The sequence below is a fragment of the Paenibacillus sp. CFBP 13594 genome (assembly GCF_014842675.1).
Classification (GTDB): domain Bacteria; phylum Bacillota; class Bacilli; order Paenibacillales; family Paenibacillaceae; genus Paenibacillus; species Paenibacillus amylolyticus_B.
On the sequence record NZ_JACYVQ010000017.1, the window covers coordinates 1 to 23,181 of the forward strand.

The following is a 23,181-nucleotide window of genomic DNA, read 5'->3' on the forward strand; positions in this document are numbered from 1 at the left end:
ATGGTACTTGGACCGCAGGGTCCTGGGAGAGTAGGACGCCGCCAAGCGAAGAACCACTGCCGATGTTATTCGGTGGTGGTTTTTATTTGTTTATAAGGATTAAGTATGATAAGTGGAAGCTCTGACATGATCGATACTGGAAGGTAACATTTTTGTTACGGATAACAGCGGCAAAACCAGTATAATAGGACTATGTTAAATATGCTAAAAGTACCTGACCACAGAGCTGGAATGTGCAGCTGTGAAAAGGAGGGTGTGTGTGTTAAGTTGGCGGAGACTTGGACTACAATCATTTCTGTTGCTTTGTTTGACCGTTGTTCTAGCAGGATGCGGTGAAGCATCAGGATCTGTATGGACTTCATATGAAGGTGCGGTGAACGAGAAGAGTTTTCCGGTGCCTAAAGTAGCGAATAAATCTGACCAGTCTGAAAATAATTCGGACATGGATTATGTTCGATATACGCTGTCTGGTATTAGTGAGAGTACTAGCTTGCCTGAGGTATATCTAGACGAGATTAAAAGCTGGGGTTGGACAGAGAGGCAAGCCAAGGGTACATCCAATGAATCCAGTACCTTGCGTGTATTTGCAAAGGAAGGACATACTGTGCATTTAGCAGTACATGATGGTTCCTTTACACTAATGGTTCCTAGAAATGATGCTACTCAAACGACAGTTAAATCATTGGCTGAAGACGATTGAGCTGTTGCGGGTAAGGTTGTATATGATTAATTAACGTTGTGATGTTCCTTAAAATATAGTAAAGTTCCCGTGTACTTGAACGGGGGCTTTTTGTTATTTAGCGAAGTAGGCTTTAGTAATGATGGGAGAAGCTATCACGTATGGTGGATCAGAGGTCATACAGGTTCAGAAGGAATGGAGCAGCGGGAGGAAAAGAGGAGAAGAACGGAGACTCGAATGGGGATAACTCATTTTACTATACCCATACTGTGGATAATGGATGAGAAAGGAACAATAAATAAAGGTTATCCACAGTGGATAACCTTTATTTGAGCATGTGAGGCTGAGTCAACTGAACGATACAACGATCATGTTTTTGTATCAGATTATTCGAAGGGCTCAGCGGTTATGTATTACAAGTAAGTGAATTACATTGAGTACTGCATAAATGAGGGAGTGTTATTGCAGATAGTATGAGACATCTTGTTCATTCAATTTGATAAGTCCGTCTTTGCGCTCGCGGGAGAGAACCATTACAACATATAAGCGAGGGCCCAGCAACCACAAATGCCAGAAGATCAGCGAGAGGGTGAAGGACAATGGCGACCATATCAAACATACTGTAATGATACATAGTCCAATCCAGCTCATGTTAAGGTGTACCCGGACAAACATACGGAAGCTAAAATGCTGATCAGGGATATAACCTAACCAGGGCATACGCAGATTCCAGCGCCAGCGTTTGGCGTAAGATGTACGGACCAGAAGTAATATGGTTCTGGCGATGACATAATGAATCCAGATGGTGATTGGACCTGCCAGTACAAAAAAGAAGAGGCCAGTCCAGGAGAATGCGAGTAGATTGAATAAGAGCATGATGACCGGCAGACACAGATAGCTGTAAATGACACTGCGGGCGATAGCCTTTTTTTTCAGAAGCCGGTATTGATAAAATGTTGCTTTATTCTCCGGTTCGGCGATCATACGATTATATATCCTCCTTCGGATTCACGTTTGTGTGGGGTAGGTATTCATTGTTCTTACACGAGTAAAAGGGAATGAATCATGCATGTATGTATATGAACCTTGTATCTCACACCATGACGATTGTACAAGATATTGAGATTCGACGGAGCTTATCTCAGTATACTCCCGAATACACGGGCTGTCAGGCTTTGATATCGCTATCATGTATTATATATCGGCTGGGATTCCAAGTTTTTTTAAGGAAATTAAATATAAGTTTGAGTCAGGCCAAGAGATACGTGATGTAGAGGTAAATGCGATGGATTGTAGGAGTACTGTATATAAATAAGCAGGTGAATGTTCTTGTAGGGAGTTGAATGTATTTTTCGGTACAGACACCCACGAGGGGGTGGGCGAATATATATATTTTATAGAAAGAAAGCACTATGAAAATGTTTAAAATAATAGAAACTGTGCAATACTGATAGTAAACGTAAAACAAGGTGGGATGGTTCATGGAAGAACATGCCGAACACACATGTATTATCTGCGAGCAAAGAAAAAGAGAAGGCATTTTTATTGTATCTGAATTCATATGTGACACTTGTGAAGCAGAAATGGTTCATACCGACGCGCAGGATGCCAAGTACAATTATTTTATTCATCAAATGAAGCAAATTTGGGTACAAAAAAACGCATAATGAATGTTGCTAATAGAAGTAGAAGCGAAACATCACATTGTAACGATGCTGATGTGTATAGAGGCCCAATGGGCCTTTTTCTGTTTTTAAGAGAAGAGAATGTCTTGTTTGCCATCTTGGGAAGGCGTATGCTGATATAATGGTATAGATCATTTGCAGTAGAGCGTGTGGAGATGGGGAAGAGTGCGTTCCCTTGGATTAGGAAGCATTTTGAAGCGCGTAGGGCGCACATTATATATGTACAGGATGGTTATTTCATGGATCATAAAAATAAATCAAGTAGAGCCCCTTTATATGAAGCGTTGCTTGCGTATCGTGATTCGAAGCAGCGTTCTTTTCATGTGCCTGGGCATAAGAATGGTCAAGCTTATCGACATTTGGTAGAACAAGCAGAAGCAGGGCAACCTCCAGTTAAGGATATCGTTAATGAGGAACACCAGCACAACGGAGAGATTCAGAGCGATGCAGGAGGGAACGTTAACGGAAGGATAGAGCAATTCAGTTCAGTGGAGAAACATGGGGCTAACATGGGGAGTGGGGAACGACTCAGCGATGAAGGGGCTCATTCGGAAATAGAACTGACACCAGTGCGTTCATTTCTCGAGATGATGGAGATGGATGTCACGGAGATTACGGGCACCGATGATTTGCATCATCCAGAAGGTGTGATCCAGGAAGCGCAGGAGCTTGCGGCAGATTGTTTTGGAGCAGAGGAGAGTTTCTTCCTTGTGGGTGGAAGTACGGCTGGTAATCTATCCTTACTTCTTACTGTGTGTGATGAGCTGAATAGTATTGTGCTGGTGCAGCGGAATGTACATAAATCCGTTATTCACGGGTTGATGCTGGCGGGCGCAAGAGCTGTATTTCTGGAGCCGTGGGTCGATCCTGCGTCTGGACTTGCGGTCATGCCGTCGGTAGAGACGGTTCAGGCTGCTGTCCAGTCCTACCCTGAGGCAAAGGGCGTATTAGTCACGTTGCCCAATTATTACGGCATGGGCGCTGATCTGACGCCCATAGCCGAAGTATGCCACGCTGCTGGCATGCCACTGCTCGTGGATGAAGCGCATGGCGCGCATTATGGGCAGCATCCGGAGCTGCCAGTCTCTGCACTGTCATGCGGAGCAGACGGTGTTGTGCAGTCGACGCATAAGATGCTGACGGCTTTCACCATGGGTGCCATGCTGCACATTCAGGGACCACGGTTAAACCGGTCCCTGTTAAGGCAGCGCCTGGCCATGGTGCAAAGCTCAAGCCCATCATACCCCGTGATGGCTTCGCTTGATCTTGCGCGCCGGCTACTGCATGTGCAGGGCGCGAACACTTTCACGGCGGGGCTCGCCGCCGTGAAAGCCTTTAAGCGCGGCCTCGCGGAGCTGCCGCGCTTCCAGTTGCTGCAGCCTGCACAGCCGCTGCAGCCAGAAACGCCAGCCGGAACAGCGAAGCCGGCTGGCTTGTCCGTGTCCGCTGCGCAGCAGACACGGGAGGGCCTGACCGCGGCGGCGATGCCATCTGCCGCGGGGTATACCGCTCAGGACCCATTCAAGGCCGTCATCTATGACGGCACAGGGGTGCTGAGCGGTTATGGGCTACAGCAGCAGCTGGAAGCATGCGGCTGTGTGCCCGAGATGAGCGACGAACGGTACGTCGTCTTGCTCTTCAGCCTAGGCTCAACGGTGCAAGATGCTCAGCACCTGTTGCAGGCTTTACACCATATCAGCTCTGCCGATGGGCATGAGCAGGTCCAATCCAATGCAGAGCCATCGCAACAGATTGCGAAAGGTTCGGCCCATTATATTTCCACGTGGAACAATTTACAAGAAAATACTTGCCACTCGGAACCGATTTCCTTTACACTGCAACCGATTGTAGAGATGGATACGATCAATGTCCCGATAGAAGAAAGCGCGGGTTGTAGATCAGCCGAGATGGTTATTCCATACCCTCCAGGGATACCGCTTGTATATTCTGGTGAACGTATTAGTACATCGATGGTGGCTCGTATACACCTCCTTCGGGATGAGGGTGCAAAGTTTCATGGGGTATCTGATGCATCTCTACAGGTATTGAAGGTTATGAAGGAATGAAGGGAATACATGAAGATCTGAATTGCATTCACCAATAGGTAGGCAATATGACCAATACGGATAGCGATATCGGACCCTACATATGTGAGGGTCTCTTGGTCATTATTTTAATTGCTAGGGTGTGTCTTCAAAACTCAGGCATGCAATACGCTGAAGAATGTCAGGTTCAACATCTTGAAGTCAAGGATTGCTGACCTGGCGAATTGTCCAGACGATTTTCTAAGGAACCGAGGACGTCTTATTTGGGCCTTCGAGTCCTCCTTTTATTTTGTAAGGAACCTGAGACATGTTATTAACCAAATTCACCCAACAAACACGCTGTAAACGGCTGGTTATTCCAATATAGCGTGTTTCAGATTCCTTAGATTGCTGCGGACGCTTCAAATCGCTGAATAAGACGTCACAGGGTCGTTAGCGCTCCGCCCCGTGCTCTGCTCCAGACACGTTCAGTTACGTTCCTGCTTTCGGCAGGTATGAAGATCCACTCTAGTTCAACTTATACAGATAGACATAAGAAAGAAGGGAACACTTTGGGTATTCCGCTAAAAAAATATACAGGAATAGTCCTGCAAGTTTTGTTGATGTACGGTTTTTATTGGATTGGAAACTTGATTCAAGCTGTATTACATCTGCCGTTAACAGGTAGTATTGTGGGCATGCTGGTATTGTTTGTCACCATTCAACTGGGATGGATCAAAATGAGCTGGGGAGAAGAAGGGTCAACGTGGCTTCAATCCCATTTACAATTATTGTTCATTCCACCTACTGTGGGCATCATTAATCATTTTGATTTTTTTAGAGCTAACACATTATTATTAGTTCTTGGTTTGATCGTTAGCACATTAATCACATGTCTGATATCTGCCAAATTAAGTGAGTGGCTTATGACATGGAGATCGTCTCATTCAGGCAAAAAGGAGGCGATCACTTGTCAGCATTCATCCTCGGAATTGGAATGATCGCGCTAACTATCGCTGTATATATTCCAGCCACTCGTCTATATAAAAGGCTGAGATGGCCAATACTTATGCCTGTACTTACAACGACTGCCATACTGATCCTTATCTTGGTGATTTCCGGTATAAAGCTGGATACGTACATGCTGGGTGGCAAATGGATACAGGAGCTCTTGGGCCCAGCAGTTGTATCTCTCGCTTTTCCCTTGTCCAGACACCTGCATGTGCTGAAGAAAAATATCATTCCAATTGTGGGCGGAACGATCGGAGGCAGTATTACAGGTGTGTCCACAGGGGCTTTAATCGCCATTCTGCTTGGCTATCCTCAGGAAATGGTCATCGCTTTATTGCCAAAATCCGTGACCACTCCTGTGGCTATTCAACTCGCTAATCAGGTTGGAGGGAATGCCTCATTCACATCGCTTTTTGTGATGATTGCAGGATTCTCAGGGATATTATTGGGGCCGATGCTCTTGAAATGGGCCAAAGTTCGCAGTAAACATGCCTATGGAATTGGACTGGGTTCAGCATCTCATGCCCTCGGCATGGCAAGGTCTTTTGAGTATGGAGAGAATGCGGTAGCCCTCAGTTCAGTTTCCATGATTGTAAGTGCCATTGCCGGATCAATTATGCTTCCATTATGGGTATGGATCATCTACGGTTGAGCGCTTTAGTTTGTTGTTCATGTTGGAGTAACTGCTGACCTATAGTATGATAGAAAGAAACAAGCTTGTATGATCTTGGTGTTATTATTACGTACCGATATAGCTGTAGCTATACACCTCTGGGCGGGGGAAATCATATCCTGTAGCAAGAGGGTCTAAGCATTTTCAATTACAGCAGCAATAGATGCAATTATCGACATAGAAAGCAGGGAAGCATATGCAGGGCAGAGGTAAATTCATTACGCTGGAAGGGGGAGAGGGTTCCGGTAAAACAACGATGATCGGTAGAATAGGTTCTTATTTTGAAGAACGGGGTATACCTTACGTAGTTACCCGAGAGCCTGGTGGAATTGAGATTGCGGAGAAAATACGTTCGATTATTCTGGACCCTCTTCATACGGCAATGGATGCTCGAACCGAAGCGCTATTGTATGCAGCTGCACGCAGCCAGCATCTGGCGGAGAAAGTAGAGCCTGCGCTGAGAGCTGGAAAAGCAGTCATCTGTGACCGATTTGTCGATAGCAGTCTGGTCTATCAAGGCTACGCCCGTGGACTCGGGATAGAGAATGTATGGGCCATTAATCGTTTTGCGATCGGTGATCTCATGCCGGATGTGACCTTATATCTGGACATTGAGCCTGAAGTGGGGCTTGCCCGGATCGATGCTCATGATGGCCGAGAAGTGAACCGTCTGGATCTGGAAAATCTGGAGTTTCACCGTAAAGTGCGAGAGGGTTACTTCCTATTAAAAGAGCAGTTCCCGGAACGATTCAGAGTTATCGATGCTTCCATGAAGCAGGAGGATGTCTTGGCAGCAATGATTTTGTCGCTGGAGACAGGGATTTTGAAGGATTTTGACGAGTAATTGTCTAATATATAGACAGGGCATTTGATAAAGGTGCTTATTCTAAAGGAGGTTATGCAGGATGAAACTGATTGTTGCGATTATACAGGATAAAGACAGCAACCGATTATCCAGCGCATTGGTCAAAGCAAACTTTCGGGCAACGAAGCTTGCCAGTACGGGCGGATTTTTGAAGGCAGGCAACACGACGTTTATGATCGGTGTCGATGATGGTCAAGTCGAATCCGTAATGAACGTCATTCGCAGCAGCTGTAAGGTTCGTGAACAGCTCGTGACTCCGGTCACACCGATGAGTGGAACAACCGACTCTTACCTGCCGCTACCTGTTGAAGTTCAAGTAGGCGGAGCTACTGTATTTGTTCTCCCGGTAGATCGCTTCGAACATTTCTAATTAAACCTATTGCATGGATCTCATGAGGGTCCTTCATGATCGATAGCATGTTGGAAACGATGGATGCAAGAAGAGTTAACAGAGTTCGTGCGTGCCACTTACGGAACGCCTTTCTTGATGAGAAGAATCAGCATACTCTTTCCGGATTGCATTTCCCAGCTGGGGGAATGGTTCATTTCGGAAAGAGGTTGACTACAAAGAACAAGTCCTTGATGGTGATGTGTATCTACCATTATATATAGAGTGTGATCAGCATATATAAAAGCCTCATTCTCACGCACAGGCGCAACGCGCACTGTGCTGATGGGCGATTGGCTAACTATGATAGAAAGCGGGCGTATCCATGAAAATCAATCCTGGATTCAGACCGATTCAGAGCGGGATCAGTTCTACTGATTCAGGTTCCAAACCGGTTCAATCCAAAAATTTCTCTGATATGATGAATCACCAGGGGGAACGGGCCTCACAAGCTGAACTGAATCGCCGGTTTAGTGAAATCCAGCTTCAGGGAGATCGCTTGGCACGTTCCATGACGATTCGTGAACTGAAGGCGTATAAGCAACTTGTTAAAAGGTTCCTGGAAGAGACCGTTCGTCGCGGTGTATCCATGAAAGAGACAAGGGGTTGGGATCGTCGTGGCAGAGGCAAGCGTTATAAGCTGATTGATGAAATTGACTCCGCTCTGTTATCCATGGCTGATGAACTGCTGGATACAGAAGAAGGAAAAATCTCTCTATTACAACAAGTAGGGGAAATTCGGGGGATGCTTATTAATTTAAGCTTCTGAGGAGGAAGTATGTCCTTTCAACAGATTATGGGTCAACAAGCGGCCAAGCAAATGTTACAAAGCAGTTTGAGACGTCATGCAATAAGCCATGCGTATTTGTTTAGCGGTCCAGCTGGTAGTGGGCAACGGAAGACGGCAATTACCTTTGCCAAGGCAATATTCTGTACAGAGCTTGAAGATGACGCTTGTGGGCAGTGTCTTGAATGCCGTAAGGTAGATCATGGTAACCATCCGGATCTAACCATGCTTGCGCCAGATGGAAACAACATTAAAATAGATCAAATCCGGGATCTGCAGCGTATTTTTTCATACCGATCAGAGGCAGGACATCCCAAAGTATATATTATAGAACAAGCTGAGAAAATGACGGTGCAGGCAGCAAACAGTTTGCTCAAATTTCTGGAGGAACCGCAGGTACCAGCAGTCGGCATCCTGATTACAGATAATGGACAGGCCATGTTGCCAACAATCCGCTCACGCTCCCAATTGGTGCCGTTCAGCGCACTTAATCCGGAAGAGATGCTGCAATCCCTGATCGAGGAAGGGAACCCTGCCAATCTGGCTCGCTCTGCCGTCCATTTAGCGTCAGGATTGGAAGCATGTAGAGAAATTCTCCAGCAGAATTGGTTTGCAGAAATTAGAAACGTAATGTTACAATTAGGGAAGGAGTCCCTGGGTAGAGGAAGTACATCATTGATCTCTGCACAGCAGAAGCTTTTTAAAACCGGACTCTCTGAACACCTGGACATGTTACTCAGTTTGTTCCATCTATGGTTTAGGGACATGCTGTATGTTCAGTACGATAGGCATGAACATATCGTTTTTATAGATCAGTTAGACATGTTATCTCAGTTGGCACATACCCGCAGCACAGAGCAGTGGGTCTCCTATATGGATATGGCCGCAGCATGCAGAAAAAAATTGCGTTTCAACGTCAATGGCCAGCTTTGTCTGGAGCAATTTTTGATCGGTTTGGCATAAGACTGGGAGAGGGCAAAGTTAGCTCCAATCATATGCAAACGGTTATAACTTCGGCCGGTTCCCTAAGAAGACGGGGCTTCAGACGAAGTGGGGTTGGCTTACAAGGGGGTTAATTTTTTGTACAGTGTAGTGGGTGTCCGTTTCAAAAAAGCGGGCAAAATTTATTACTTCGATCCCCTGGACCTTCCCATTGAGAAAGAAAACTGCGTTATCGTGGAGACAGCGCGGGGGGTTGAGTACGGTAAGGTTGTCGTAGGTAAGAAGGAAGTGGGCGAGTCCGATGTGGTGTTGCCGCTGAAGAAAGTCATCCGCGTTGCGGGCGAGACAGATGCCCGTGTGGTTGATGAGAACAAACGTGCAGCCAAAGAAGCATTCGGTACTTGTTTAAATAAAATCAAAGACCATGGCCTCAAAATGAAGCTGGTCGATGTGGAATTTACGTTTGATCGCAATAAAATTATATTTTATTTTACAGCTGAAGGAAGAGTTGATTTCCGGGAGCTGGTCAAGGATCTGGCAAGCATATTCCGGACACGAATCGAGCTGAGACAGATTGGTGTACGTGATGAAGCGAAGATGCTTGGTGGAATCGGACCTTGCGGCCGTGTGTTGTGTTGTTCTTCCTGGCTGGGAGACTTTGAGCCGGTATCAATCAAGATGGCTAAAGATCAGAGCCTGTCACTGAATCCGACGAAAATTTCAGGGTTGTGCGGAAGACTCATGTGCTGTCTGAAATTTGAGCATGATAACTATGAAAGTGTGAGAGAAGAACTGCCAGCTGTAGGCAAATTGGTCGTCACCTCATTGGGTGAAGGAAAAGTTGTCGGAATTAATGCCGGTAGCCGCACAGTCCATGTTCAACTGTTCGACATCAGTAAAGTCAAAGAACTTCCGCTGGATGACGTCGTTATCAAGTAAACCATAAAGGTTGCTTCGGGGTGGAAACTTGGAAAAGAAAAATCTGTTTACGCACATTCATGAAATGGAAACCCAACTGGGTCAGTTGCACGGTGATTTAGGAGAGTTAAAAATGATTGTGAAGGAGCTGCTTGAAGATAATCAGCGGCTTACCATCGAGAATGAGCAGTTACGCAAACTGCTCAAACGTGAGGCTCCGGCAGATCTGCCGATCTCCTCAGCACTCGCTCCTGTAGCAAGACCAGCAGGTCCGGCTACAGGCGAGGATGTTGTGGGTGAAGGGTATGATAATCTAGCCCGGTTGTATCACGAAGGCTTCCATATCTGCAACGTCTATTATGGACATTTGCGGACGGAAGGCGATTGTCTGTTCTGCCTGTCTTTTTTGAATAAATGAAGTGACCGTAGGGATCCCCTACGGTTTTTTTTCAAGGTTATAAACCTAAACTAAACGAACATGAGATATAGAGTACCGGAGGATGAGCGTAACATATGAAAGCAAATGAAGTTGTGTTACATGAGTCAGAGCGGATTGATGATCTGCTCTCTCATGATCTGAGAATCATTCAAAGTGATGAAGTGTTTAGTTTTTCGATGGATGCCGTATTATTAGCCCGGTTTGCTTCGGTACCTAAACGGGGTCGTGTACTTGATTTGTGTACGGGTAACGGGGTGGTTCCCATTTTGCTTACAACACGTACGCAGGCTAGTCTGGAAGGGATCGAGATTCAGCCACGTTTGGCTGATATGGCGCGTCGCAGTGTGCAATTAAATGCATTGGATGAGTCGATTATGATTCGTGAAGGTGATTTGCGAGAACTCGTGAAAGAAACAGGACATGCTGTATACGATGCAATAACGGTTAATCCTCCATACATGCCTCTGAATGGCAGTGATCTCAAGATGAACACACATCAGGCAATGGCACGTCATGAGATCGGATGTACCCTGGAAGAAGTGATACAAGCTTGCAGTCGACTTGTACGTAATGGCGGCAAAGTATCGATGGTTCATCGTCCGCAGCGCCTTGCAGAGATTATCTCGCTCATGCGTGAGTATAAGCTGGAACCAAAACGGATTCGGATGGTACATCCCCGTGCTCATTTGGAAGCCAACATGGTGTTAATTGAAGGAATGAAAGATGGTAAACCCGAAGTAAGGATGCTTCCTCCACTCATTGTCTACAATGAAGAGGGGAAATACTGCGAAGAGATTATGGATATTTACTATGGTCAGCAACCTGAGCGTACTACGAAAGGAGGGCTTTAGATGACTTTGCATATTCAAAAAAGCTATGCGGAGCAGCCTGAAGGATCAGGCAAGCTCTATCTGGTTGGAACACCCATTGGTAATCTGGAGGATATGACCTTCCGTGCCATCAAGACATTGCAGAGTTGTGACATCATTGCAGCAGAAGATACACGCCAGACCCGAAAGCTGCTTACCCATTTTGAAATTACACCTTCGATGCTGTTTAGTTATCATGAGCATAATAAGGGGGCGAGTGGACCTGAACTGATACGCTATATAATAGAAGGAAAAAATTTGGCACTCGTCAGCGATGCTGGTTTGCCAGCCATTTCGGACCCTGGTTCTGACCTTGTGCAGCTTGCACTGGAAGCCGGAATAACGGTCATTCCCATCCCGGGGCCCAACGCTGCATTGTCTGCTCTGATCGTGTCCGGATTACCGACGGAGCGTTTTACATTCGGCGGTTTTTTGCCGCGGGAGAAAAAGGACATGCGAAAAGTGCTGGAGGCGTTTGACGAATCCAACGGGACTTTGTTATTTTATGAATCGCCTCACCGTATCCGGAAAACATTAGTCCACCTTGAAGAAATTCTGGGTGATCGCTCGATTGTCCTGGCACGTGAACTAACCAAGCGTCATGAGGAATTCGCAAGGGGCACTGTGAGGGAATGCATAGACTGGCTTGAAGAACATCCGCCTCTTGGCGAGTACTGTTTGCTGGTAGAAGGCATTAAGGAAGAGGAGCGTAAGGCTGAGCGCGAAGCATGGTGGCAGCTCATGTCACTCGCGGATCATGTCAGCCATTATGAGGGTGAAGGACACAACCGCAAAGATGCAATGAAAAAAACGGCTACCGATCGCGGTCTGGCGAAGCGGGATGTGTATAATGCATTAATCGAGTAGTAATCTTACCAAATATCTTCTGTTGTGGGGAACATAACCTGAAAAGAAGCTTATATCCAACCTTAGTGGAATATTAAAAAGAGCAGAGTGGCTAAAAAAATTCCGAACAAATTTCATCGTTGTCTCCCAGTTCGCGTGTGACAGAATCACTTTGGGTAATGGAACCCATAACAAGGCAAAAAAATACCTTCCGCGGTGGGGTTCACACCGGGAAGGCTATTAAGGAATATTAAAAGGTTAGAAATAACAATTTAGATAAGTCCAGTATACCTGGTTTTTCTTATTTTGTCACAGGTGCAGGGATTTCGGAAATACATTCGTTACAAACAATTTTACCTTTGAAGTAAGTAACGTTCTCTGCATTACCACAGAAGATACAAGCAGGCTCGTATTTTTTCAACATGATGCGCTCGCCGTCAACGTAGATTTCCAGAGCATCTTTTTCACCAATACCGAGCGTACGGCGCAATTCAATTGGAATAACTACCCGTCCCAGTTCGTCCACTTTTCTTACAATACCTGTTGATTTCATCATTATAATCAGTGCTCCTCTCAGCTAACTATCTTTGTCATTATTCGACATTATTTTATGTTTTATGATACTCATCATACCAACGATTCCCAAATCAGTCAACCTTAAAATTAGCTTAAAATTAAGGGTGTTTTTCACAAGGTTACTGGTGGTAAGGGATTGGCAGCAGTTTTTCGCATTTAAACCTCAATGTCAGCTTTGTCGATTTGGAAAACGACAAAACTACTTCATTCGACAAAGTTCGTCATATGGTGTCGAATATTAGGTGAATCGCAGAGCTCAAAGCGTTAATATAAAAGGAATTAAAGGAGTGAGTCGACATGGAACAACGTTTAACGGAAGAGAAAGTATTCAAAGATCCGGTACATAATTATATCCACGTGCAAGATCCGGTTATATGGCAGTTAATTAACACCCCGGAATTTCAGCGTCTACGCCGGATTCGTCAGCTGGGTACTTCTTACCTTACCTTTCACGGAGCAGAGCATAGTCGGTTCTCACATTCACTAGGTGTTTATGAGATCACACGCAAGATCATCTCTCAATTTGAAAGAAGTCATTATTCGGATTGGCCGAAGGAAGAAAAGATTGTAGCTCTGTGTGCAGCTCTACTTCATGATCTCGGGCATGGGCCATTCTCTCACTCCATCGAGGAAGCTTTTGACATGAATCACGAAGATTGGACTTGTCGCATTATTACAGGTGATACCGAAGTAGGGGCGATCTTAAGACGGTATGCTCCTGATTTTCCTGAGAAAGTAGCGTCTGTCATTCAAAAAACGTATGAAAAGCCGATTGTGGTGAACTTGGTGACCAGTCCGCTTGATGCAGACCGAATGGACTATTTGCTCAGGGATGCCTATTTTACAGGTGTAAATTACGGCACGATTGACCTTGATCGTATCCTTCGGATGCTGCGTCCTTATCATGGGCGGATTGTAGTCAAGGAGTCAGGCATGCATGCTGTGGAGGATTACCTCATGTCTCGGTACCAGATGTATTGGCAGATTTACTTCCATCCGGTAACTCGTAGTTCTGAAATTATATTGCGGCAAATATTCAAGCGAGCAAAAACACTCATACAGCATGGTTTTCAATTTCGCTTCATGATTGATCCACTCCCTCAATTATTTGGAGGAGAATTATCCGTAGATGAATATTTGCAGTTGGATGAAGCCTTAATTCAGACGGCATTTACACAGTGGCGAAAGGAGGACGATACTGTTCTAAGTGAGTTATGCGAACGTTTTATGGATCGCAAGTTATATAAGTATGTAGAGCTTGAACAGGTCGACTTGACAATGATGGAAGAGATTCGGGAAGCTTTTGTACAGGCTGGTCTCGATCCCGAATATGATCTTGAAATTGATTTTCCCTCGGATAATCCGTATGATGTGTTTCGTCCGGATGAATCCACAGATAAGCAGATTCTTCTTCTGGATCGACAGGACAATTTACGTGAGTTGTCAGAAGTATCTGACATTGTCCGTTCCATCAGTGGGCTTCACCGAGGGAAACATCATTTGTATTACCCGCAAAACAAGGTGGATGCGATTATTCACGAATTACCGTCACATATACGCCCCTATTTCTTGTAATCGTGTGGGTATAATCCGATGAAGAATTTCGATATCAAAACACTTTCTAAAAGAGCTATTTTTCATGATACAGTAATCTGCTTTAATGGGGCGTATATGTAGATCGACATAATTTTGTAAATGCAAGCAGGGAGAATAAGCACAAATAGCAATATATAGATCAGAATATCCGTATATCTTCTATATATTGTAGTTGTGAAGAAACAAACGTAATGATGTAATACACAGATACCCAAAATGTTTTATGTATGAGTCATTGAATTATTGAATTTTACAAATGTGATTTTGAAAAAGAAGATAGTCGTTATTTCGACATGAAGGGAGATACAGACATGATGCTGTTCGACACACATACACATCTGGATGCACCACAATTCGACGAGGACCGCGAGGACATGATTCAGCGTGCTGTGGATGCAGGAGTTGGTCGCATGATCAACATTGGTTTTAACCGGGAGACAATTCCAACCACAATGAAACTCGCTGAAACATATGACTTTATATATGCAGCTGTAGGGTGGCATCCCGTAGATGCGATCACAATGCAGGACGGCGATTTGGAGTGGATTGCATCTTTATGCAAACATGAAAAAGTGGTTGCGATCGGTGAGATTGGATTGGATTATCATTGGGATACATCACCAAAAGAAATACAGCATCGCGTATTACGACAACAAATTGCTTTGGCGCGTGAAGTAAACATGCCGATTGTCATCCATAATCGGGATGCACATGAGGATATCATAAGAATTTTGCGTGAAGAGAAAGCGGGTGAAGTTGGTGGTGTGATGCACTCGTTCTCGGGTAGCTGGGAAACAGCCAAAAGTTGTCTCGATATGGGCTTCCATCTCTCCTTCGGAGGACCGATCACATTCAAAAATGCAAAGCAGCCCAAAGAGGTGCTGGAGAAGGTTCCTATGGACCGGTTTTTCATTGAAACAGATGCTCCATATTTGACACCTCACCCTTATCGTGGAAAGCGAAATGAGACAGCGCATGTACGTCTGGTTGCAGAGGCAGCTGCGGAAATTAAAGGCATTTCGGTGGAGGAAATTGCTGCAATAACAACCAAAAATGCCATGGAACGATTTGGAATTCGTTAAAAAAACGAGCAAATGAGGCGAAAAAGGCAGGTAAGCGGAGGTAATTTGCTCTTTGATCCAAATAAATCAAGAATATTACAATATTTTAACCAAATATTCAGAAAAACGTACTTGATCAACGCTTTACAACATGCATCAAAACAGGATATCATCTTTTCAGTGAATTGTTGTGCGGAAAATTGGACAGATGTTCGGGGGATGAACAAAGGGACACTTTCCGATGAAACAACATTACTTTCATGAATCAGTCTCGCTGAGTCTCCGTTAACGGAGAGCGGGGGAACCAATAGGGCTTAAACATCGGTGTATTTGGCCGATGCGCAACGTTCGCTGACCCAAAAGCAGCGAAGGGATCTGCGAAGCCGTATTTGATTTCTTCTTTGGGTCTCGGGGTGAATTCAAGGGCGTCCGCCATGAGCGGGTGACCCAAGATAGGGCGGCTCTCTTTCGCCCGAACCCGACAGCTAACCTCGCAAGCGGAAAAAGAGAGGCAACCTCGTGCATGAATTTCCGATATTCAAAATCATTCGGAAGCCACGAAAGAGTTCCTCTTACACTCTTTCTTTGGCTTTTTTGTTTTTGAATAAAAGAAATATTGTCATCATACGGTAGGTATTCAGGAGGATGACATCATGTTGCGAAGATTGATTCATGGTGCAGAACCGGATTATGTTGGTCCAATCTGTGTTCTGTAGAAAATTTGGTATAGTCACGTCAAAGACATCATGCATTACTTTAGACGGCGAGGCTATGAAGGAGGACGGAGAAGTGGGCACATTCCAACCAGAAGAGACCCATGAGTCACGATCATCCAGTAAGTCTTTCGCGTTGCGGTGGAAGCATGAGAACATGCGTCAAATGGCATTGATCGCGATTTTCTCAATTGCGCTTACAATCATGATCTTGTTAGTCGTTTACGGTCAGGCCGGGAAACAAATTTCACTGGTTATTGATGGCAAAGCTCAGGTGGTAGAGACTCGTACAGGAATGCTTCAGGAAATGCTGGAGGAGCAGTCGATCACAGTCAGCCCTCACGATAAGGTATCCATGTCCATGAACGGGGCAATTACAGATGGAGACCGAATTGTTATTGAGCGGGCCGTTCCAGTTAACATTACGGCAGACGGAGACACCAAGACTCTGTATACAACGGATTCATCGGTAGAAGATGCAATTCAAAAATCAGGTATTCAAGTTGAAAGTAATGATAAAGTGTATCCGGCGCTTGGAACTGCGATCAAAGCGGAGATGAAGATCCGTGTAGTGCGCGTAACAAAGCGTACAGTCGAAGTAGAGCAACCGATCGCTTACAAAGTCATTAAAACGGCTGACCCTAGCTTGTACAAAGGGGATAACCGTGTCGTTGTGAACGGCAAAGAAGGCAAACTTGTGCAGCATATCGAAAAGGTATTTCAGGATGGAGAATTGGTCTCCAAAAAAATGGTCCGCAAATCTGTCGCGAATAATCGTGTAGATAAAGTGATCGCTGTCGGCACCAAAGCAAAACCGGTCGTGAAAGAACCTGAGATTCAGACCGTATCGGCTCAAACTTCAACAACCAAAAAGGCTACAACAACGAACTCGAAGAAAACATCTGCCTCGGGCAGCAAAGTGATTACCGTATCCGGGACTTCTTTTAAATACTCCAAAGTACTTAAAAATGTATCCATGACTGCCTACTCTTCTGAAGAGCCTGGCATTGGAACTAAAACAGCTTCCGGTACTCGTGTAACGGAAGGGCGCACCATTGCGGTTGATCCCAAAGTCATTCCAATTGGCTGGTGGGTATATATCGAAGGTCTGGGATTCCGTCGTGCGGAAGACACAGGCGGTGCGATTAAAGGGAACAAAATTGATGTGTATTATGACAGTGTGAAGCATGCCCTGAATTTTGGACGCAAGAAAGGCAAGACGGTCTACGTGATCGGTCCGGTGAAGCCGGAAGCGAACTAAAATCGTTTTACTTTGAAATGGGAATGCTATAAAATAGTTGCATGAATGATTCATGCGGAATATGCGGCGGAGGAGTCTGAATTCAGTCTCCCCCGCCGTTTGGCAGAGAAGAGGATATTCCTCTTCTTTTTGCGTTAGAAAGGAAGAAATGGAACATGATAAAAGAAGTCATTGTGGTGGAAGGCCGTGATGATACGGTAGCCATCCGTCGGGCCGTGGAAGCCGATACAATAGAAACAGGTGGATCAGCCATCAACCAACGCATTCTGAAGCGGATTGCGCTTGCTCAGGAGAGACGGGGAGTCATTGTACTGACAGATCCGGATCATGCCGGCGAACGCATTCGTAAAATTATTGCGAATAAGGTGCCTGGATGCAAGCATGCTTTCATTCCGGAAGCCGATGCAACGCGCAAAGGAGACATTGGGGTGGAGAATGCCTCACCAGAGGCGATCCGTCATGCTCTGGCGCGCGTACATACATCATACGAAGGTGCTCCGAGTCTGATCGATTGGGAGGACCTGATCGCGGCAGGACTTATCGTGCATCCGCAGGCTGCTGCACGTCGCATGGAGATGGGCAATCTGCTGGGCATCGGTTATTGTAACGGTAAGCAGTTCCACAAACGTCTCAGTGTATTTCAGATTACACGGGAAGAGTTCTCTACAGCATTAGCGCAAATTGAACGTGAAGGATTGTGAGCATATGAAGGACATGGAAGATACGATAGAAATTGCAACGCCCAAGCGAACGAAGGAGATTATTCAAAAACATGGATTCTCATTTAAGAAAAGTCTGGGTCAGAACTTTCTGATCGATCAAAATATACTGAACAAAATCGTTAATGCAGCCGACCTGGACGAGTCCAAGGGCGCACTAGAGATCGGGCCGGGTATTGGAGCCCTTACGGAGCGACTGGCTCGGGTAGCCGGTCCTGTCACAGCCGTAGAGATTGATCAGCGCTTGATCCCAATCCTGGGAGAAGTGATGCAGCCTTATTCGAATGTACGTGTTCATCATGGGGATGTGTTGAAGCTTGATCTGGCTGAGTTGTTTAATACGGATTTTGCATCCGTGGACAAAGTCAGTGTCGTGGCTAACCTGCCTTATTATGTAACGACTCCAATCATGATGAAACTGTTGGAAGAGAAGCTGCCGGTAGACAGTATTGTTGTCATGATCCAAAAAGAAGTGGCTGAACGGATGGCTGCTGCACCAGGATCAAAAGATTACGGCAGTCTAAGCATCGCAGTTCAGTATTACAGTACGCCGGAGCTTGTGTGTATTGTGCCGCCCACGGTCTTCATTCCGCAACCTAATGTGGAATCGGCTGTCATTAAGCTGAAAGTGCGCGAGCAACCGCCAGTGGAGATTCCGGATGAAGCACACTACTTCGAAGTGGTACAGGCTTCTTTTGCCCAGCGGAGAAAAACAATCTCAAACAACTTGAAAGCACGTTTCTTCACAAAGGATAACCGGGGACAGGCAGACATTCTGCTGGAGCAGGCAGGTATTCAACCGTCCCGACGTGGAGAGACGTTGAGTCTGCAAGAGTATGCCACACTCAGCACCGTAATGTGGGAAGCAGGGGTACGTGCAGCGCTGTAAAATTTGAATGAACCAAACCGGGTCTCTGCCCATACGATGGGGTAGAGGTGATTACGTTGATGAATATCGGAGACTTGGTCGTTCGGAAGTCATACGGCGGCGATGTGACTTTTCGGGTGGAAGGCCTCCAGTTGGATGCTGCGGTCATTAAAGGGACTGAGTTCCGGCTGCTTGCCGATTCCCCGGTGGACGATTTGATACAGGTTCCCTATGAACCGCAAAGCGCCAAGACCAGACAGGCGCATGTTAAAGCACATCAGACCCTGTCCCGCCTGCAGCAGAATCGTATGGAACAGGCTGAGCGGAATCGCGAAGGTCTGGTACAGGATTGGTCTGCTCAGCAGGAACCGGCTTATTTTGAAATGCCTGGAAAGGTGCTTCATCTGGATGGAGATCCGAACTATTTGAAAAAAAGTATGGATCTCTATGAGCAACTTCGTGTGCCCGCAGAGGGACAATATGTCCATGAATCGGCAATGGCAGATACCTTATACCGCTTATTACCCAAAGTACGTCCGGATATCGTAGTTATTACGGGTCATGATGGGGTGCTAAAGACACGTCAGCCCTATGACTTATATAGTCTTGGTAGCTACAAGAACTCGCAAAATTTTGTGTCGGCCATTCAGGTGGCCAGACAATATGAACGCCATCTGGACGCACTCACTATTGTGGCAGGGGCCTGTCAGTCCCATTTTGAGGCACTGCTGCGCGCTGGAGCGAACTTTGCCAGTTCTCCAGGCAGAATTCTCATTCATGCACTTGACCCGGTCTATGTGGCAGCCAAGGCCTCCTTCACATCTGTGCGTGATACGGTCAATATGAGTGATGTTCTGCACAATACCATCAGTGGTAGCCAGGGTGTGGGTGGTGTCGAGACACGGGGGAGTTACCGGGTAGGTCTGCCTGGGCTGAATGATTTATCTACGTTAAAAGTGAACCCGTCGGCAGTCTGATGTAGGCCATTTAAAGTCCCAATTTGGGGCTTTTTTTGTTTGCAAAAAAATTCATTGACAACAACTTTTTGATGCTGATATAATAATTAGTTTTGATTTGACAATGACTGTAAAATCCGGTATAATGGACAAGAAAAGAGGTGGTCGTCGACAATGGCTAAAAACACGCTGTTGGATATCAAACGCAATCTCGATGCACATATTGGTCAGAAAATTATGTTGCGGGCTAATGGTGGCCGCCGTAAGACCATTGAGCGTACGGGTGTATTGGAAGAAACGTACCCTTCTGTTTTTATTGTTAAGCTTGATGAGGAGCAAGAAACCTTCAAGCGAGTATCTTATAGTTATGCGGATATACTTACGGAGTCGGTGGAAGTCATGGTTTATGACCCGGGCAGCCAGACGCATAGCTCCTATATGGAGACGTAAGTATCGATTTACAGGCGATTCGCCCCACAAGGCGGATCGCTTTTTTGTTTTTTTAAACACCAATTCGTCCTCTAACGTAACCCATACATACTCAGGAATGAGCGAGGAACGGTCGCGGCATACTATATGGACAGGTGAAGGACAGTTTCTTAAAGCAATGCAGGAAACTGAATATAGCCTGATGACAAGATGTCCAAAACGTGAACGAACTCATCACATTATGAAGGATACTTTGGAGGAGGATGGTTCATGAGTCGCAGAAGAAGAAGTGTTATGTCAGAGGATCTGAAGAATGAGCTCGCGAAAGACCTGGGCTTCTATGATACGGTCCAACAGGAAGGTTGGGGTGGAATTAAAGCCAAGGATGCAGGAAACATGGTGAAAAGAGCCATTCAACTTGCTGAGCAGGCTGCCCGCAAATCTTAATCCGATTCAAACAGACTGAAAAGCGGGGAAATCCGTCAGGAATAACCCCGCTTTTTCCCCTTAGATGCGGAATACAAATGACTTGACAGCCCCATTTTGATATAATATGTTAAGTTGTCTTAGGGAAAAGGTGAGGACGGGTGAACGCCTTGAAAATTTACGAAAAAGCGCCTGCTAAAATTAATTTGATGCTGGACGTTTTACATAAAAGAAGCGACGGATTCCATGAAGTTGAAATGATCATGACCATGGTCGATCTGGCTGATCGGCTGGAAATGTCGGAGTTGCCGCGAGATACTATTTTCATCTCCAGTCAGGCGGGTTATATCCCGCTCGACGAGAAGAATCTGGCTTTCCAGGCAGCCAGACTCATTAAGGAGCGCTATAACGTGCGTACGGGTGTCCATATTCATCTGGATAAAAAGATTCCAGTTGCAGCCGGACTTGCCGGCGGCAGCAGTGATGCAGCAGCAGCGTTGCGTGGATTGAACCGTCTGTGGCGGTTGAATATACCGGATCACGAACTGCAGGAGCTTGGAGCTGAACTTGGGTCGGATGTTCCATTCTGTATCACAGGAGGAACTGCACTCGCTACAGGCCGTGGTGAGAAGTTAACTCCCATTCCTAATCCGCCGCAATGCTGGGTAATTCTGGCCAAGCCTCCGATTAATGTGTCTACAGCCGATGTGTACGGAAGGTTCCGCAGTGACAAGATTGTTCGTCATCCGAGTGCAGCTAAAATGGAGCAGGCTATTCGCAATCAATCATTTACGGAAGTCTGTAATCAGATGGGCAATGTGCTTGAAGATGTAACGTTGAAACTGTATCCGGAAGTTCAGCATCTGAAGGATGCCATGATTCGATTGGGTGCAGACGGCGTGTTAATGTCTGGTAGCGGTCCAACGGTATTTGGTCTGGTTTCCAAAGAATCCAAGGTTGCCCGGATATACAATGGTCTGCGAGGGTTCTGTAAAGAAGTGTACGCTGTGCGTATGTTGACGTAAAATTCGCTTTTATAATGTACAAACACGTATAAAGGTGTTATATTCTTAAATAATTATTCGGATTTGGATGTTTCCGTGATCGTGAGGATGGATCTCTGTGAAGAAGTTAAAACGAAGCGCAAGGCTGGTTGAAATGACGCAATACTTATTGTCCAGACCGCATACGGTTATTCCGTTGACCACATTTGCCGAACGTTATGGTGCCGCAAAGTCTTCAATTAGTGAAGATTTGGCGATTATCAAGGAAGTGTTCGAAGAAGGTGGGTCAGGAGAACTGCATACACTGGCTGGAGCAGCAGGGGGAGTAAGATGGATTCCGAAGGTATCCCGAGAACTGGCATTGGCATTTGCGGAGCGGCTCTCGACCCAGCTCGCGCAACCTGATCGGATCTTGCCTGGAGAATACCTGTACATGTCCGACTTGCTTGGTCAGCCTGCATTGATGAATGAAGCCGGCAAGATTTTTGCAACGGCCTTTGGCAATATGAATATTGATGTGGTTATGACGGTAGAAACCAAAGGAATTCCACTGGCTTATGCGACCGGTGCCCAGCTCAACCTGCCTGTCGTGCTCGTACGCAGGGACCATCAGGCTACAGAAGGATCGGCCGTAAGTATCAATTATGTATCCGGGTCCCATAAAAGTCTGCATACCATGTCCCTGTCCCGCAGGGCGATGCGTGAGCATTCCAGAGTACTTATTGTGGATGACTTCATGAAGGCCGGGGGTACGGTGCAAGGAATGATCGATCTTTTGGCCGAGTTTAATGCTACAGTAGCCGGGGTAGGGGTACTGGTGGAATCTGGTTCTGTAGATTCAGAAGAACGCCTGTTAACAGATTATGTATCTCTGGCGAAACTAACAGCGGTTGATGCCAAGAGCAGACAGATTTCCGTCAAGCCTGGAAACTATTTCGACCTGTAGAAAGATGACGAATGTTATGTCGTTAAAAGGTCTTTTCCATCGACCTGGCATGAACGTTGTCGAATTGTGTATTAAATAAAAAAATTCCTGAAATTAGGAAATTTTTGTGGTTATAAAAAGAAGGAGTTCGTATATGCTGTGTGGAATTATACACCAAGTTCTGATGGAAAAAGGTGGTGAACACACACATGCAAATTACGGATGTCAGACTCCGCCGTGTTAACTCGGAGGGGAGAATGAAGGCTATCGCATCCATTACCATCGATAACGAATTCGTCGTTCATGACATTCGTGTCATTGATGGTAACAACGGAATGTTTGTTGCTATGCCGAGCAAACGTACTCCTGATGGAGAGTTCCGTGATATCGCCCACCCGATCTCTTCCGGTACACGTGAGAAGATTCAGGCAGCAGTTTTGACTGAATACGATCGTGCGGCAACTGAGGAAGAAGTCATTGAAGAAGGTGCCTAAGAACATTATTGGGGTTCGAAGGAAAAG

At 45.8% G+C, this 23,181-nt stretch carries 26 protein-coding genes and 1 riboswitch; of the genes, 24 read left to right on the forward strand and 2 right to left on the reverse strand.

Annotated elements, in window-relative coordinates; genetic code table 11:
• Window positions 1-259: 259 nt before the first annotated feature.
• Window positions 260-700 (forward strand): hypothetical protein, encoded by a 441-nt coding sequence (locus IFU39_RS30740; protein ID WP_017691399.1) that lies wholly within the window; start codon window positions 260-262, stop codon window positions 698-700.
• Between the two features lie 438 nt (window positions 701-1,138).
• Here the strand turns inward: IFU39_RS30740 and IFU39_RS30745 are convergent, their stop codons facing one another.
• Window positions 1,139-1,663 carry a hypothetical protein gene (locus tag IFU39_RS30745; RefSeq protein WP_076216777.1) on the reverse strand — a complete coding sequence of 175 codons (525 nt, stop codon included), beginning with the start codon at window positions 1,661-1,663 and terminating at the stop codon, window positions 1,139-1,141.
• A 497-nt stretch (window positions 1,664-2,160) separates the two neighbouring features.
• Here IFU39_RS30745 and IFU39_RS30750 point away from each other — a divergent pair, with 497 nt between their 5' ends.
• The 12 genes from IFU39_RS30750 to rsmI all read left to right on the forward strand — a co-directional run bounded on the left by IFU39_RS30750 (window position 2,161) and on the right by rsmI (window position 12,147).
• Entirely contained in the window at window positions 2,161-2,346 is a 186-nt protein-coding gene (locus tag IFU39_RS30750) for a sigma factor G inhibitor Gin (protein WP_017691396.1), read from the forward strand.
• Between the two features lie 257 nt (window positions 2,347-2,603).
• Window positions 2,604-4,430, forward strand: coding sequence for an aminotransferase class I/II-fold pyridoxal phosphate-dependent enzyme (locus IFU39_RS30755; RefSeq protein WP_192136389.1), 1,827 nt, complete (start codon window positions 2,604-2,606; stop codon window positions 4,428-4,430).
• A gap of 581 nt (window positions 4,431-5,011) precedes the next feature.
• Window positions 5,012-5,389, forward strand: a complete 378-nt coding sequence (locus tag IFU39_RS30760) for a CidA/LrgA family protein (protein WP_076329926.1) — start codon at window positions 5,012-5,014, stop codon at window positions 5,387-5,389.
• Window positions 5,359-6,051 carry an LrgB family protein gene (locus IFU39_RS30765; protein ID WP_192136390.1) on the forward strand — a complete coding sequence of 231 codons (693 nt, stop codon included), beginning with the start codon at window positions 5,359-5,361 and terminating at the stop codon, window positions 6,049-6,051. Before IFU39_RS30760 ends, IFU39_RS30765 begins: the two co-directional genes overlap by 31 nt.
• A gap of 217 nt (window positions 6,052-6,268) precedes the next feature.
• Window positions 6,269-6,916, forward strand: a complete 648-nt coding sequence (gene tmk / locus IFU39_RS30770; RefSeq protein WP_105602451.1) for a dTMP kinase — start codon at window positions 6,269-6,271, stop codon at window positions 6,914-6,916.
• Window positions 6,917-6,977: 61 nt separating this feature from the next.
• The gene (locus tag IFU39_RS30775; RefSeq protein ID WP_017691391.1) at window positions 6,978-7,307 is read left to right on the forward strand and encodes a cyclic-di-AMP receptor; all 330 of its coding nucleotides are present in this window, start codon (window positions 6,978-6,980) and stop codon (window positions 7,305-7,307) included.
• Window positions 7,308-7,650: 343 nt separating this feature from the next.
• Window positions 7,651-8,094 (forward strand): YaaR family protein, encoded by a 444-nt coding sequence (locus tag IFU39_RS30780; RefSeq protein ID WP_017691389.1) that lies wholly within the window; start codon window positions 7,651-7,653, stop codon window positions 8,092-8,094.
• 9 nt (window positions 8,095-8,103) lie between these two features.
• Window positions 8,104-9,075, forward strand: a complete 972-nt coding sequence (gene holB, locus IFU39_RS30785; RefSeq protein ID WP_192136391.1) for a DNA polymerase III subunit delta' — start codon at window positions 8,104-8,106, stop codon at window positions 9,073-9,075.
• Between the two features lie 117 nt (window positions 9,076-9,192).
• The gene (locus tag IFU39_RS30790) at window positions 9,193-9,993 is read left to right on the forward strand and encodes a PSP1 domain-containing protein (protein WP_053778939.1); all 801 of its coding nucleotides are present in this window, start codon (window positions 9,193-9,195) and stop codon (window positions 9,991-9,993) included.
• A 28-nt stretch (window positions 9,994-10,021) separates the two neighbouring features.
• A complete protein-coding gene (yabA, locus tag IFU39_RS30795) occupies window positions 10,022-10,390 on the forward strand; it encodes a DNA replication initiation control protein YabA (RefSeq protein WP_017691386.1) in 369 nt (122 codons plus the stop codon).
• Window positions 10,391-10,485: 95 nt separating this feature from the next.
• Window positions 10,486-11,262 (forward strand): tRNA1(Val) (adenine(37)-N6)-methyltransferase, encoded by a 777-nt coding sequence (locus IFU39_RS30800; protein ID WP_091018344.1) that lies wholly within the window; start codon window positions 10,486-10,488, stop codon window positions 11,260-11,262.
• Window positions 11,263-12,147: a 16S rRNA (cytidine(1402)-2'-O)-methyltransferase gene (rsmI, locus tag IFU39_RS30805; protein ID WP_036606130.1), complete on the forward strand. Its 885-nt coding sequence runs from the start codon at window positions 11,263-11,265 to the stop codon at window positions 12,145-12,147.
• Between the two features lie 280 nt (window positions 12,148-12,427).
• On the opposite strand, the gene IFU39_RS30810 is transcribed toward rsmI, so the two are convergent.
• Window positions 12,428-12,682 (reverse strand): AbrB/MazE/SpoVT family DNA-binding domain-containing protein, encoded by a 255-nt coding sequence (locus IFU39_RS30810; RefSeq protein WP_024633700.1) that lies wholly within the window; start codon window positions 12,680-12,682, stop codon window positions 12,428-12,430.
• 317 nt (window positions 12,683-12,999) lie between these two features.
• Between IFU39_RS30810 and IFU39_RS30815 the strand changes: the two genes are divergently transcribed.
• The 11 genes from IFU39_RS30815 (at window position 13,000) to spoVG (ending at window position 23,154) form a co-directional block, all read left to right on the forward strand.
• Complete coding sequence (locus IFU39_RS30815; RefSeq protein WP_091018341.1) at window positions 13,000-14,277, forward strand: HD domain-containing protein; 1,278 nt, start codon at window positions 13,000-13,002, stop codon at window positions 14,275-14,277.
• A 332-nt stretch (window positions 14,278-14,609) separates the two neighbouring features.
• Window positions 14,610-15,380 (forward strand): TatD family hydrolase, encoded by a 771-nt coding sequence (locus IFU39_RS30820; protein WP_192136402.1) that lies wholly within the window; start codon window positions 14,610-14,612, stop codon window positions 15,378-15,380.
• Between the two features lie 241 nt (window positions 15,381-15,621).
• A riboswitch (cyclic di-AMP (ydaO/yuaA leader) is annotated at window positions 15,622-15,875 on the forward strand.
• Between the two features lie 273 nt (window positions 15,876-16,148).
• Complete coding sequence (locus IFU39_RS30825) at window positions 16,149-17,333, forward strand: 3D domain-containing protein (protein WP_091018335.1); 1,185 nt, start codon at window positions 16,149-16,151, stop codon at window positions 17,331-17,333.
• A 155-nt stretch (window positions 17,334-17,488) separates the two neighbouring features.
• Entirely contained in the window at window positions 17,489-18,034 is a 546-nt protein-coding gene (gene rnmV, locus IFU39_RS30830) for a ribonuclease M5 (RefSeq protein ID WP_017691379.1), read from the forward strand.
• A 4-nt stretch (window positions 18,035-18,038) separates the two neighbouring features.
• Entirely contained in the window at window positions 18,039-18,941 is a 903-nt protein-coding gene (gene rsmA / locus IFU39_RS30835) for a 16S rRNA (adenine(1518)-N(6)/adenine(1519)-N(6))-dimethyltransferase RsmA (protein WP_192136392.1), read from the forward strand.
• Between the two features lie 59 nt (window positions 18,942-19,000).
• Window positions 19,001-19,897, forward strand: coding sequence for a sporulation peptidase YabG (gene yabG / locus IFU39_RS30840; protein WP_091018332.1), 897 nt, complete (start codon window positions 19,001-19,003; stop codon window positions 19,895-19,897).
• Window positions 19,898-20,050: 153 nt separating this feature from the next.
• Window positions 20,051-20,326 carry a biofilm formation stimulator Veg gene (gene veg, locus IFU39_RS30845; protein ID WP_017691376.1) on the forward strand — a complete coding sequence of 92 codons (276 nt, stop codon included), beginning with the start codon at window positions 20,051-20,053 and terminating at the stop codon, window positions 20,324-20,326.
• 249 nt (window positions 20,327-20,575) lie between these two features.
• The gene (locus IFU39_RS30850; RefSeq protein WP_017691375.1) at window positions 20,576-20,752 is read left to right on the forward strand and encodes a small, acid-soluble spore protein, alpha/beta type; all 177 of its coding nucleotides are present in this window, start codon (window positions 20,576-20,578) and stop codon (window positions 20,750-20,752) included.
• 149 nt (window positions 20,753-20,901) lie between these two features.
• On the forward strand, window positions 20,902-21,756 hold the full coding sequence (gene ispE / locus IFU39_RS30855; RefSeq protein ID WP_036606140.1) for a 4-(cytidine 5'-diphospho)-2-C-methyl-D-erythritol kinase: 855 nt from the start codon (window positions 20,902-20,904) through the stop codon (window positions 21,754-21,756).
• Window positions 21,757-21,853: 97 nt separating this feature from the next.
• Window positions 21,854-22,681, forward strand: coding sequence for a pur operon repressor (gene purR / locus IFU39_RS30860; RefSeq protein WP_017691373.1), 828 nt, complete (start codon window positions 21,854-21,856; stop codon window positions 22,679-22,681).
• A gap of 188 nt (window positions 22,682-22,869) precedes the next feature.
• On the forward strand, window positions 22,870-23,154 hold the full coding sequence (gene spoVG / locus IFU39_RS30865) for a septation regulator SpoVG (protein ID WP_017691372.1): 285 nt from the start codon (window positions 22,870-22,872) through the stop codon (window positions 23,152-23,154).
• The last annotated feature ends 27 nt before the right edge of the window (window positions 23,155-23,181 follow it).

Excerpts from the sequence above, each read along its gene's own strand:
- IFU39_RS30745 (WP_076216777.1), bottom strand. The coding sequence starts at position 1,663 with ATGATCGCCGAACCGGAGAATAAAGCAACATTTTATCAATACCGGCTT.
- IFU39_RS30750 (WP_017691396.1), top strand. The coding sequence starts at position 2,161 with ATGGAAGAACATGCCGAACACACATGTATTATCTGCGAGCAAAGAAAA.
- IFU39_RS30755 (WP_192136389.1), top strand. The coding sequence starts at position 2,604 with ATGGATCATAAAAATAAATCAAGTAGAGCCCCTTTATATGAAGCGTTG.
- IFU39_RS30760 (WP_076329926.1), top strand. The coding sequence starts at position 5,012 with ATGTACGGTTTTTATTGGATTGGAAACTTGATTCAAGCTGTATTACAT.
- tmk (WP_105602451.1), top strand. The coding sequence starts at position 6,269 with ATGCAGGGCAGAGGTAAATTCATTACGCTGGAAGGGGGAGAGGGTTCC.
- IFU39_RS30775 (WP_017691391.1), top strand. The coding sequence starts at position 6,978 with ATGAAACTGATTGTTGCGATTATACAGGATAAAGACAGCAACCGATTA.
- IFU39_RS30780 (WP_017691389.1), top strand. The coding sequence starts at position 7,651 with ATGAAAATCAATCCTGGATTCAGACCGATTCAGAGCGGGATCAGTTCT.
- holB (WP_192136391.1), top strand. The coding sequence starts at position 8,104 with ATGTCCTTTCAACAGATTATGGGTCAACAAGCGGCCAAGCAAATGTTA.
- IFU39_RS30800 (WP_091018344.1), top strand. The coding sequence starts at position 10,486 with ATGAAAGCAAATGAAGTTGTGTTACATGAGTCAGAGCGGATTGATGAT.
- rsmI (WP_036606130.1), top strand. The coding sequence starts at position 11,263 with ATGACTTTGCATATTCAAAAAAGCTATGCGGAGCAGCCTGAAGGATCA.
- IFU39_RS30810 (WP_024633700.1), bottom strand. The coding sequence starts at position 12,682 with ATGATGAAATCAACAGGTATTGTAAGAAAAGTGGACGAACTGGGACGG.
- IFU39_RS30815 (WP_091018341.1), top strand. The coding sequence starts at position 13,000 with ATGGAACAACGTTTAACGGAAGAGAAAGTATTCAAAGATCCGGTACAT.
- IFU39_RS30820 (WP_192136402.1), top strand. The coding sequence starts at position 14,610 with ATGATGCTGTTCGACACACATACACATCTGGATGCACCACAATTCGAC.
- rnmV (WP_017691379.1), top strand. The coding sequence starts at position 17,489 with ATGATAAAAGAAGTCATTGTGGTGGAAGGCCGTGATGATACGGTAGCC.
- rsmA (WP_192136392.1), top strand. The coding sequence starts at position 18,039 with ATGAAGGACATGGAAGATACGATAGAAATTGCAACGCCCAAGCGAACG.
- yabG (WP_091018332.1), top strand. The coding sequence starts at position 19,001 with ATGAATATCGGAGACTTGGTCGTTCGGAAGTCATACGGCGGCGATGTG.
- veg (WP_017691376.1), top strand. The coding sequence starts at position 20,051 with ATGGCTAAAAACACGCTGTTGGATATCAAACGCAATCTCGATGCACAT.
- IFU39_RS30850 (WP_017691375.1), top strand. The coding sequence starts at position 20,576 with ATGAGTCGCAGAAGAAGAAGTGTTATGTCAGAGGATCTGAAGAATGAG.
- spoVG (WP_017691372.1), top strand. The coding sequence starts at position 22,870 with ATGCAAATTACGGATGTCAGACTCCGCCGTGTTAACTCGGAGGGGAGA.